The sequence below is a fragment of the Paraburkholderia sp. CNPSo 3272 genome, assembly GCF_024206495.1.
Taxonomy (GTDB): domain Bacteria; phylum Pseudomonadota; class Gammaproteobacteria; order Burkholderiales; family Burkholderiaceae; genus Paraburkholderia.
In genome coordinates this window covers 107,631-119,227 of sequence record NZ_JAMBPQ010000012.1, presented here as the reverse complement: position 1 = coordinate 119,227, position 11,597 = coordinate 107,631, and the positions used below count along the sequence as shown (strand labels likewise).

At 65.5% G+C, this 11,597-nt stretch carries 10 protein-coding genes; 8 read left to right on the top strand and 2 right to left on the bottom strand.

Annotation, left to right across the window (positions count from 1 at the left end; genetic code table 11):
* Window positions 1–249: 249 nt before the first annotated feature.
* Both M3I53_RS17210 and M3I53_RS17205 read right to left on the bottom strand, forming a co-directional pair.
* Entirely contained in the window at window positions 250–1,899 is a 1,650-nt protein-coding gene (locus M3I53_RS17210) for a sensor histidine kinase (protein ID WP_254317096.1), read from the bottom strand.
* A gap of 12 nt (window positions 1,900–1,911) precedes the next feature.
* Complete coding sequence (locus M3I53_RS17205; protein ID WP_254317095.1) at window positions 1,912–2,676, bottom strand: response regulator transcription factor; 765 nt, start codon at window positions 2,674–2,676, stop codon at window positions 1,912–1,914.
* Between the two features lie 248 nt (window positions 2,677–2,924).
* Between M3I53_RS17205 and recA the strand changes: the two genes are divergently transcribed.
* The 8 genes from recA (at window position 2,925) to M3I53_RS17165 (ending at window position 11,590) form a co-directional block, all read left to right on the top strand.
* Window positions 2,925–4,001, top strand: coding sequence for a recombinase RecA (gene recA / locus M3I53_RS17200; protein WP_254317094.1), 1,077 nt, complete (start codon window positions 2,925–2,927; stop codon window positions 3,999–4,001).
* A 32-nt stretch (window positions 4,002–4,033) separates the two neighbouring features.
* On the top strand, window positions 4,034–4,942 hold the full coding sequence (gene recX, locus M3I53_RS17195; protein WP_254317093.1) for a recombination regulator RecX: 909 nt from the start codon (window positions 4,034–4,036) through the stop codon (window positions 4,940–4,942).
* A gap of 119 nt (window positions 4,943–5,061) precedes the next feature.
* Entirely contained in the window at window positions 5,062–5,757 is a 696-nt protein-coding gene (locus M3I53_RS17190) for a DUF2889 domain-containing protein (protein ID WP_254317092.1), read from the top strand.
* A gap of 50 nt (window positions 5,758–5,807) precedes the next feature.
* Complete coding sequence (gene sucC / locus M3I53_RS17185) at window positions 5,808–6,974, top strand: ADP-forming succinate--CoA ligase subunit beta (protein WP_254317091.1); 1,167 nt, start codon at window positions 5,808–5,810, stop codon at window positions 6,972–6,974.
* A 97-nt stretch (window positions 6,975–7,071) separates the two neighbouring features.
* A complete protein-coding gene (gene sucD, locus M3I53_RS17180; RefSeq protein WP_069262862.1) occupies window positions 7,072–7,953 on the top strand; it encodes a succinate--CoA ligase subunit alpha in 882 nt (293 codons plus the stop codon).
* Window positions 7,954–8,140: 187 nt separating this feature from the next.
* Window positions 8,141–8,863, top strand: a complete 723-nt coding sequence (locus tag M3I53_RS17175; RefSeq protein WP_254317090.1) for a TerC family protein — start codon at window positions 8,141–8,143, stop codon at window positions 8,861–8,863.
* A gap of 127 nt (window positions 8,864–8,990) precedes the next feature.
* Window positions 8,991–9,605: a pilin gene (locus M3I53_RS17170; protein ID WP_302057709.1), complete on the top strand. Its 615-nt coding sequence runs from the start codon at window positions 8,991–8,993 to the stop codon at window positions 9,603–9,605.
* A gap of 143 nt (window positions 9,606–9,748) precedes the next feature.
* Window positions 9,749–11,590, top strand: coding sequence for a Wzy polymerase domain-containing protein (locus tag M3I53_RS17165; protein ID WP_254317089.1), 1,842 nt, complete (start codon window positions 9,749–9,751; stop codon window positions 11,588–11,590).
* Window positions 11,591–11,597 lie beyond the last annotated feature (7 nt).

Below are 11,597 nucleotides of genomic sequence, written 5' to 3'. Positions count from 1 at the left end.
ATTATTGGAATGGAAACTTACGGGCTTCTGACGCGAGTGTAGGTTTCTGAGTGTGGATTGGGATTGGGGCCCAGCCGGCTATGTGCGCCGAATGCGCAAGTAAAATCACGCATTCGGAGCGGAACATCGTCTAAATTTCCAGCTTTGACGCGCGCGCCGCGGATCGGCTAAGGGTAAGTCCCATCCCGATTTTCTGACGCTGTCCGTCAGTTTGCGGTGGTTTCGCCGCCAAAGCGCCGGCAACGCGGCTCAAGCTTGCGCGCGCAGCCGCAGCGTCACGCGCACGAGCGTGCCGGCGAGGCGCGGCGTGTCCTGATAGACGTGATCGTCGATGGCGAGTGTCCCGCCGTGCATCGTGACGATCTCGCGCACGATCGCGAGCCCGAGCCCGCTGCCTTCGCCGTCGCGCCCCAGAATGCGGTAGAAGCGCTCGAGCACCCGCTCGCGCTCGGCGCTCGGAATGCCCATGCCCGTGTCTTCCACCTCGAGATGGACCACGCCCGCCGCGGGCTCGGGCCGCACGCGCACGGTGATGCGCCCGCCGGCGGGCGTATAGCGGATCGCGTTGTCGATGAGATTCGAGAGCATCTCGCGCAGCATCACCGGGTTGCCGTCCACTTCGACGCGCGCCGCCGCTTCGCCATCCTCTTCCCCGCTGCCGTAGGCCGTTTCGGGGCCTTCGTAGCCGAGATCCATCTGCTTGGCGAGCGCCGGCTGCACCCAGTCGCGCAGGGCGTGGCGCGCCACGTCGGCTACGTCCACCGGCGTGAAGACCTGCCCCGACATGCGGTTTTCCGCGCGCGCGAGCGCGAGCAGTTGCGTGACGAGCCGCGCGGCGTGCTCGGAGCTCGTCGCGATCTGCTCGAGCGAGCGGTGCACTTCGGCGGGCGCGTTCTGGCGCAGCGCGAGCTCGGCCTGGGTGCGCAGACCCGCGAGCGGCGTTTTCATCTGATGCGCGGCGTCGGCGATGAAGCGCTTTTGCAACTCCATGTTCTGTTCGAGCCGCGTGAGCAGGTCGTTGAACGAGGTGACGAGCGGCTCGATTTCGGGCGGCGCGCGGCGCGCTTCGAGCGGCGAAAGATCGTCGGGGCGACGCATGCGGATGTTCGACTGCAGCGCGTGCAGGGGAGCGAGGCCCCGCGAGAGGCCGAACCACACGAGCAGGATCGCGAGCGGCAAGATCACGAACTGCGGCAGGATCACGCCCTTGATGATGTCGTTGGCGAGCTGGCGGCGCTTGTCGAGCGTTTCCGCGACCTGCACGAGCACGGCTTGACCTTGGCGGTCGCCGGCGCTGGGATGCGTCGGCTCCACCGTTGTATAGGCGACGCGGATGTCGATGCCATGCAGCGTGTCGTCGCGAAATTCGACGAGACCCGGCGGCGGGCGGTCGTCGTCGTGCGGCAGCGGCATGTCGCGATCGCCGCCGATCAGCTCGCCGCGGCTGCCGAGCACCTGATAGAACACGCTGTCCACGTTATCGGCGCGCAGGAAGTCGCGGGTGGAGGCGGGCAGTGTCAGCTCGGCCACGCCGTTGACGGGCTGGATCTGGCGCGCGAGCACATAGGCGTCGGTCTCGAGCGCGCGATCGAAGGGGCCGTTGGCGATCGACTTCGCCACCAGATACGTGACCGCGATGCTCATCGGCCAGAGCAGCAGCAACGGCGCGAGCATCCAGTCGAGAATCTCGCCGAAGAGCGAGCGCGGGCGCGCCTCGGCGGCGGCTTCGGCCTCGTCGGGCGGGGCGAACGGATTGGCGTAGCGGGCGTCGCGCGCATCGTCGTCGAGGGCGTCGGCCGCGAATGCCGAATCGTCCGGGTCGCTGTCGCCGGCCGAACCGGCCACGCCTGCGGCGCCCTTGGGCGGCACGGCGCGCGCGATGGGAGGACGGCCGGCCATCGTCGATCCTGCCTACTTGAAGTAGTGGCTGGCGGGCATTGCCGGCGCGGCGTCGGGTGCGCCGGCCTCGGTCCGCGCGGGCGTCTGGCCTGCGCCGGCCTGCGCTTCCTTCGCCTCCTTTTCGAGGCAGTAGCCGAGCCCGCGCACGGTCACGATCCGCACGCCGCCCGCTTCGAGCTTCTTGCGCAGCCGGTGCACGTAGACCTCGATGGCATTGTTGCTGACTTCCTCGCCCCATTCGCAGAGGTGGTCGACGAGCTGCTCCTTTGAGACGAGCCGCCCGAGCCGCTGCAGCAGCACTTCGAGTACGCCCAGTTCGCGCGCGGAAAGGTCGAGCACCTGGTCGTTAATGCGCGCGATGCGCCCCACCTGGTCGAACGCCAGCGCGCCATGCCGCACGACGGTCGGGCCGCCGCCCGCGCCGCGCCGCGTGAGCGCACGCACGCGCGCTTCGAGTTCGTTGAGCGCGAAGGGCTTGGCCATGTAGTCGTCGGCGCCGAGGTCGAGGCCTTTGACCCGCTCGTCCACGCTGTCGGCGGCGGTGAGGATCAGCACGGGCAGGTTGGAATTGCGCGCGCGCAAACGGCGCAGCACTTCGAGGCCGGGCATTTTCGGCAGGCCCAGATCGAGAATCAGGAGGTCGAACGACTGCATCGACAAGGCGGTATCGGCATCCACGCCGCTACGCACGTGATCAACGGCATAGCCAGATTGGCGGAGTGATCTCACGAGCCCGTCCGCGAGTATGCTGTCGTCTTCGGCAATGAGGATTCGCATGTTGCGCCAGCGTCGCCTTCGAGGCTTTTTGACCTCGTTGTCAGGCTCGTAACACCCGCGCCGCGCCGCGTCCCTGAGGGCGCGGCCAGGCGACGCGCGGCGGTCTCCCGAAATTTGCGGTTCTGGATAGCCAGAAAGGCTTGCCAAAACCACTGTTTTTTTATACAGTGTCTGCGTTCGTGTGCATTAGCCCGAATGAGGCGTGCGCATGGTCACGAGACGCCGTTCATCATAGCAAAGGACGATTCATGGAAGATAGCAAGAAAGGCTCGGCTGGGCTGACTGCTGAAAAGAGCAAGGCGCTGGCCGCCGCGCTCGCGCAGATCGAAAAGCAGTTCGGCAAGGGGTCGATCATGCGACTCGGCGACGGCGACGCGGTCGAGGACATCCAGGTCGTCTCCACCGGTTCGCTCGGCCTCGACATCGCGCTCGGCGTAGGCGGCCTGCCGCGTGGCCGGGTAGTCGAGATCTACGGTCCGGAATCGTCGGGCAAGACCACGCTCACGCTGCAGGTCATCGCCGAAATGCAAAAGCTCGGCGGCACGGCGGCGTTCATCGACGCGGAACACGCGCTCGACGTGCAATACGCTGCCAAGCTCGGCGTGAACGTGCCCGAACTGCTCATCTCGCAGCCGGACACGGGCGAGCAGGCGCTCGAAATCACCGACGCGCTGGTGCGCTCGGGCTCGATCGACATGATCGTGATCGACTCGGTCGCGGCGCTCGTGCCGAAGGCCGAAATCGAAGGCGAAATGGGCGACTCGTTGCCGGGTCTGCAGGCGCGTCTGATGTCTCAGGCGCTGCGCAAGCTCACCGGCACGATCAAGAAGACGAACTGCATGGTGATCTTCATCAACCAGATCCGCATGAAGATCGGCGTGATGTTCGGCAACCCGGAAACCACCACGGGCGGCAACGCGCTCAAGTTCTACTCGTCGGTGCGTCTGGACATTCGCCGCATCGGTTCGATCAAGAAGAACGACGAAGTGATCGGCAGCGAAACGCGTGTGAAGGTCGTGAAGAACAAGGTCTCGCCGCCGTTCCGCGAAGCCGTGTTCGACATTCTCTACGGCGAGGGCATCTCGCGTCAGGGCGAAATCGTCGACCTCGGCGTGCAGGCCAAGATCGTCGACAAGGCGGGTGCGTGGTACAGCTATAACGGCGAGCGCATTGGCCAGGGCAAGGACAACGCACGCGAATTCCTGCGCGAGAACGCGGACATTGCTCGCGAGATCGAAAACCGCATCCGCGAATCGCTTGGCGTGAGCACGATGCCGGACGGCGTCAAGGATTCCGGCGAAGTCGAAGTCGCTGACGAAGAGTAAGTCCACCAGGCTCTCGTAGATAAGGCAAGCTGATGCGCAAGGGCGGGTCACACACGTCCTCGCCTTCCGGCGAGCAGGCTAACCCGCATGCGGGTTCGCCTGCGGACAGGGGGGGCGAGCGGCACTCCGCCGTCAAGCCTGCCGACTCGCGCACGAGCCGCTCAAGCCATTTGAGCCGCGACGCCCAGGCGGGCGATCGCGGCTTCGCGCATTCTGGCGCGGCGTATTCCCCGCCCGCCGATCTCAGCGACGATGGCGGCGCGGTCTTCGAAGTCCCCTTCGAGGCTTTCTTCAGCGGGGCCGATGAAGCCGCGGCAAACGTGCCACCGGAGCCGCTGTCCGAACCGACATTCAAGCGATCGCGTCGCGCGCCTCTCGAAACGGCGCGCGAATCCAGCGCGCCGCAAACCGACCAATACGAGCGTAGCTCGGCCAGCCGCGCCGCACGCGCCAGCGCGCGCGAACAATCGTCCACGGCGAAGCAGCGCCCCGAGCGCTCCCTCAAGGGCCGCGCGCTCGGCTATCTTTCGCGCCGCGAATACAGCCGCGCCGAACTCTCGCGCAAGCTCATGCCGTACACCGAGGACGCCGACGCGCTCGAAGTCCTGCTCGATTCGCTCGAACGCGAGGGCTGGCTCTCCGACGCGCGCTTTGCCGAAAGCGTCGTGCACCGGCGCGCGTCGCGCGTGGGGGCAGGGCGTATCGTCAGCGAACTCAAGCGCCACGCGGTGGGCGAAGCGCTCATCGAAGAGGTGAGTTCGCAACTGCGCGAGACCGAACTCGTTCGTGCCCGCACGGTGTGGCAGAAGAAGTACGGCCAGTTGCCCGCGACGCCTGCCGAACGCGCGCGCCAGGCGCGCTTTCTCGCGGCGCGCGGCTTCTCCATGTCGATCATCGGCAAGATCCTCAAAGGAATCGAGGAAGACTGGTCCGATAACTGAGCCGGCCGTCTCGAAAAAACAGCGCAGGCAAGTCCCCGCCCGGCCTGTGTGTTCGCGGCTGTCTCAAATACCCGGTATGTTAAAATCACGAGGTTTTCCAATCCGGTCTTACCTTTAGCATGCCGCTTTCTCCGCCCGTGCCCCGCCAGTTGCGCCATCAGCGCGCCATCCGGGCGGTTGCCTATGAGCGTGAAGACGGCCTGTGGGACATCGACGCGTGCCTGACCGACCACAAGCCACGCGACGTGCCGCTCGCCGCCGGTGTCCGGCCCAATGGTCTGCCGATCCATGAACTCTGGCTGCGCATTACGATCGATCGCAAGCTCAACGTCGTCGACGCAGAGGCGTCGTCCGACTGGGTGCCTTACGACGGTCAGTGCCAGAACGCCAATCCCGCCTATCGGGCCCTTATCGGGCTCAATCTCCTCGACAACTTCCGCCGCGAAGCTGCCCGGCGCCTCGGCGGCACGGTCGGCTGCACACACCTTACAGAAATGTTGGGCGTTTTGCCGACCGCTGCGATCCAGGCGTTCGTCGGGGCAGTGTGGGACACATCGAATGGCTCGCCGGGCGAAGCGCCCGGACCGGAACTCGGCAAGACCGCCGGAGGCAACGAGGCCGCCGGTGAAAAGCCGCCCTTCCAGCTTGGCCGCTGCCACGCGCTGCGGTTCGACGGGGAGGCGGTGAAGCAGTTTTATCCGCGCTGGTATGGCCATGTGCCGCGTTCGATAGAGCGTGGCGCGGAAACCCCCGGCGTGCGCGACAGCCGGAGCCCGGGCCAAGAGGGCAGGGCCGACGCCGTCTCGCATGAATAACAACAGCGGAATCGAAGTTCACTCCAACTCTCAGACTGAAGGAATCACGCATGAAGATTCACGAGTACCAGGGTAAGGAAATCCTGCGGAAATTCGGAGTCGCGGTCCCGCGCGGCATCCCGGTGTTTTCGGTGGATGACGCGGTCAAGGCCGCTCAAGAGCTGGGCGGTCCGGTTTGGGTCGTCAAGGCGCAGATCCACGCTGGCGGCCGCGGCAAGGGCGGTGGCGTGAAGGTCGCCAAGACGATCGAGCAAGTCCGCGAATACGCGAACCAGATCCTCGGCATGCAGCTCGTCACGCACCAGACCGGTCCGGAAGGCCAGAAGGTCAACCGTCTGCTGATCGAAGAAGGCGCCGACATCAAGCAGGAACTGTATGTCAGCCTCGTCGTTGATCGCGTGTCGCAAAAGATCGTCCTGATGGGTTCGAGCGAAGGCGGCATGGACATCGAAGAAGTCGCCGAAACGCACCCGGAACTGATCCACAAGGTCATCGTCGAGCCGTCGACGGGTCTGCTCGACGCCCAGGCCGACGACCTCGCCGCGAAGATCGGCGTGCCCGCAGCTTCGATTCCGCAAGCCCGCGCCATCCTGCAAGGCCTGTACAAGGCATTCTGGGAAACCGACGCATCGCTGGCTGAAATCAACCCGCTGAACGTCTCCGGCGACGGCAAGGTTATCGCGCTCGACGCGAAGTTCAACTTCGACTCCAACGCGCTGGCCCGTCATCCGGAAATCGTCGCTTACCGCGACCTGGACGAAGAAGATCCGGCCGAAATCGAAGCCTCGAAGTTCGACCTCGCGTACATCTCGCTCGACGGCAACATCGGCTGTCTCGTGAACGGCGCAGGCCTCGCGATGGCGACGATGGACACCATCAAGCTGTTCGGCGGCGAGCCGGCCAACTTCCTCGACGTGGGCGGTGGCGCGACGACCGAGAAGGTCACCGAAGCGTTCAAGCTCATGCTCAAGAACCCGGACCTGAAGGCGATCCTCGTGAACATCTTCGGCGGCATCATGCGCTGCGACGTGATCGCGGAAGGCGTGATCGCCGGTTCGAAGGCCGTGAACCTGAACGTGCCGCTCGTCGTGCGCATGAAGGGCACGAACGAGGACCTCGGCAAGAAGATGCTGGCCGAATCGGGCCTGCCGATCATTTCGGCAGACAGCATGGAAGAAGCCGCGCAGAAGGTCGTCGCGGCTGCCGAAGGCAAGTAATTTTCACCGGACACGAATGGCGGCGTGCCGGCGCGAAATCCGCAACGCAAGGCGCGGATGACGCGACGCGCGACGCCAAACGAAAAGAGGTCAATACATGTCGATTCTGATCAACAAAGACACCAAGGTCATCACGCAGGGCATCACCGGCAAGACCGGTCAGTTCCACACCCGCGCGTGCCGTGAGTATGCAAACGGCCGTGAAGCGTTCGTCGCTGGCGTGAACCCGAAGAAGGCCGGCGAAGATTTCGAAGGCATTCCTATCTACGCGAACGTGCGTGAAGCAAAGGACGCCACCGGCGCGACCGTTTCGGTCATCTACGTGCCGCCGGCAGGCGCTGCTGCTGCGATCTGGGAAGCCGTCGAGGCCGACCTCGATCTCGCGATCTGTATCACGGAAGGCATTCCCGTCCGCGACATGATCGAAGTCAAGGACCGTATGCGCCGCGAAGGCCGCAAGACGCTGCTCCTCGGCCCGAACTGCCCCGGCACGATCACGCCGGACGAGCTGAAGATCGGCATCATGCCGGGCCACATCCACCGCAAGGGCCGCATCGGCGTCGTGTCGCGTTCGGGCACGCTGACGTATGAAGCGGTTGCCCAGCTGACCGCGATCGGCCTCGGCCAGTCGTCGGCAGTCGGCATCGGCGGCGACCCGATCAACGGTCTGAAGCACATCGACGTCATGAAGATGTTCAACGACGATCCGGATACGGACGCCGTGATCATGATCGGCGAAATCGGCGGTCCGGACGAAGCGAACGCCGCCGAGTGGATCAAGGACAACATGAAGAAGCCGGTGGTTGGCTTCATCGCAGGCGTCACGGCGCCTCCGGGCAAGCGCATGGGCCACGCCGGCGCGCTGATCTCGGGCGGTGCGGATACGGCCGACGCGAAGCTGGAAATCATGGACGCGTGCGGCATCAAGGTTACGCGCAACCCGTCGGAAATGGGTCGTCTGCTGAAGGCGATGCTGTAAATTCGAGATGCGCCGCCGCTCGTGCATCATGTATGCGCGGGCGGTCAGCGTTTTTTGATATGCTTGCGGAATCCTTTCACGAGGTTTCCGAACAAAGAGCGAGGGAGCCAGTCATGGCCTCCTCGCTTTTTTATTTGGCTCGCCGTCTGAGCCGCCCATCCTGAGTCACGGCTGAGTCTTCGTCTCCATGCTCGAGTTTTTCGCGTCGCTCCACTGGGGCGCTGTCATCCAGATCATCGTCATCGACATCCTGCTCGGCGGCGACAACGCCGTGGTGATCGCGCTCGCCTGCCGCGACCTGCCTTCGCAGCAGCGCATGCGCGGCATTCTGTGGGGCACCGCCGGTGCGATCGCGCTGCGCGTGGTGCTGATCGCCTTCGCCGTGGTGCTGCTCAACGTGCCGTTCCTCAAATTCACGGGCGGCCTGCTGCTGCTGTGGATCGGCGTTCGGCTGCTCGCGCCCAGTCAACTCGAGCACGCCAACGTGAAGCCTGCCGAGAAGCTGATGGGCGCGATCAAGACGATCGTCGTTGCCGACGCGGTGATGAGCCTCGACAACGTAGTCGCGATTGCGGGCGCTGCCGAAGCGGCCGACCCGCGCCATCGCATCGCGCTCGTGATCTTCGGGCTGATGGTGAGCATTCCGCTCATCGTGTGGGGCAGCCAGCTCGTGCTCAAGCTGCTCGACCGCTACCCGGTCATCGTGACGCTCGGCGCTGCGCTGCTCGGCTGGATCGCGGGCGGGCTCATCATCAACGACCCCGCGGGCGACCGCTGGCCGCTGCTCGATACGCCCGTGGCCGAATATGGCATGAGCGTGGCGGGGGCCGTGTTCGTCGTCGGGCTCGGATTGTGGCTCAGGCGCCGCAACGCGCGGCGCAGCGCTACGCGGGGACCGCAGTCGCACTGAGCGCGCAGTGGCTGTGCCATAGCGCCTGGGCCATCTGGCCGACTGCTGCGTAAAGCGGGCCGCCGATACGATCAAGACGCCTGTTCACGACTGTGGGCAGGCGTTTCTTGTTTCAGGAGCCCTGACGATGACCGTATCCGCCCTTCCCGTGAACCCGCCGCCGCGCAGCGGCCGCGCGTATTTTGCAGCCAGACTTTCGCGCCTCGCCAGCATTGCCGCGCGCTGGACCGCGCGCGGCTTCACGCTGATCGAACTGATGATCGTGCTCGCGATCGTCGGTGTGATCGCCGCCTACGCCATTCCGGCGTACCAGGATTACCTCGCCCGCAGCCGCGTGGGCGAGGGCCTCTCGCTCGCGGCCTCCGCGCGCCTCGCCGTGGCGGAGAACGCGGCGAGCGGCAACGCGTTCGGCGCGGCCTACACGGTGCCACCGGCCACCCGCAACGTGCAGTCGCTGCATATCGACGATACGACCGGTCAGATCACGGTTGCTTTCACCTCGCGCGTGGCGCCCGAGGGCAGCAACACCATCGTGCTCGTGCCGTCGGTGCCCGACAATGCCGATGCGCCCACCGCGCGCGTCGCGCTCGCGCAGGGCAGCGTGCAGGGCGGCACGCTCACGTGGGAGTGCTTCGCAGCGGGCAAGGCGGCTTCGTCGCTGGGCGCGCCCGGCGCGGGCCCAGCGCCGGTGGACGCCGCAACGCTGGCGGGCAATCTCGCGCCGCCGGATTGCCGCGCATAAGGTTTGCACGCAGGTGTGGGGGCAACAGTGGGCGCTTTCGAGTGCATGCGCGCAACGCACGCCGAGCGACCCAAGCGGCCGCACCCGCACAGCGGGGGAAAAGTTTTGTATAGTGCCCCGTTGCTGAACGCCCCCGCCCAACCATGCCTTCCAATTTTGCGCGTTACCTTACGTTCGTCTTGCTGGCCCTCGCGTTGACGCTGCCCTATGCGGTCGTCAACCACACCTATCCGATACCGACTTTCTACGCAGAATTCGTTGCACTGACACTTTATGTGCTGATGGGCGCCGCGACGTTGCTGCTCGTTCGTCCGGCGCGCACGGGCGAGGAATTCGCGTCGCCCACGGTCGCGCTCGTGCCGCTTTTCTTCGGTCTGCTGCTGATCGTGCAGACGTTCGCACTGCCGCTCGCCGAACCTTCGATGAACTGGCTCGGCGCGGGTTATCTGCTCGCCGCGTTCCTCGTGACGCACGCGGGCTACACCATCACGCGCGCGCGCCTCATGCGCTCCGCGCTCGTGTGGGGGGCGTTCGCGCTGCAGTTCGGCGGTCTCTTCGCCGTGTTCACCCAGGTGATCCAGCTCTTTCACCTGGAGACCAAGGTCACGCCGCTCGTGGTGGCGTACAACATTACCGTCGAGCGGCGGCCGTTCGGCAACATGGCGCAGGCCAATCACCTGGCCACCTATATCGCCTTCGCGATGGCGGGTGCGATGTACCTGGTACTCACGCGGCGTCTGAACATCCTGCTCTGGGGCGTGCTGACCGCGATCTATTCGGGTGGCCTCGCGCTTACCGTGTCGCGCGGGCCGTGGCTGCAGATGGGCGTGATTTTCGTCGCGGGTCTGTGGATCGCGCTCACGGGCTGCCGCAGCGAAGCCGATGAGGGACGCGGGGCGCTCTCGCAAGGCCTCGGATCGGCGGCGGGCTCGGGCCGCAAGGCCGCCGGCGTGCGCGCCTGGGTCATCCCCGTCGTGCTCGTGCTGATCTTCTTCGGTATGAATGCATTCGCGCGCTGGGCCAACGTCCACTACGGCCTGGACCTTGCGCAGTCGGCTGCCGAGCGCATGAAGGACGCCAGCCAGATTGCGCCGCGTCTCGCGCTGTGGCGCTATGGCTGGACAATGTTCAAGTCGCATCCGGTGCTCGGCGTCGGCTGGGGCGATTTCCCGATGCATCAGTTCGAACTGGTGCGCTCGCTGGGCGGCGTCGAGATCGCCAACAACGCACACGATATTTTCCTCGATCTGCTCGCGAAGACCGGCATCGTCGGTCTTGCCATCGTCGTGATCGGGCTCGTCGCGTGGTTGGTGCGCGGGTTGCGCGCGCCGCACACCGCCGAGCGCGTGTTTGGCTTCATGCTGATCGGCGTGCTCGTCATGCACGCACTCGTCGAATATCCGCAGCAGTACATGTTTTTCCTGCTGCCGGCGATGTTCGTTTTCGGTCTGCTGGAGACGAAGCCGCTGCGCGTCGTGCCGTCGCGCGTCTCGCTCGGCGTGTATGCGGTGGTCGTGTTCGGCGGCGTCGCGGCGCTGTACCCGGTGCTGCGCGACTACAACCGCGCCGAGGTGCTGTATTACGGACAGCACCCGGCGCGCGACTACGGCGACGATCCTTCGCGCCTGTTCGGCGCGTGGGGCGACTACGGCATGGCTACGCTGTTGCCGATGAGCGCCGCGAGCCTGCCGAGCAAGCTTTACGCGCACCAGCGCGCCATTGCGCTGCTGCCCGGCGAGACGGTGCTGCGACGCTACGCGGTTTTGCAGGCGCTGGACGGCGATACGGCGGGTGCATTCGATACGGTGGAGCGCCTGCACATTTTCGCCACGGAGCTGCACGACTGGCAGACGCAACTCGCTTCGCTCTACGGCCTGCTCGACGAGCAGCCCACGCTCGCGGACTTCAAGGCGCAACTCGTCAAGAAATACGGGACGCCGGCGAAGTCGGTCGAACAGGACGACGAGGACGATTCGGACGATTGAGTCTCAC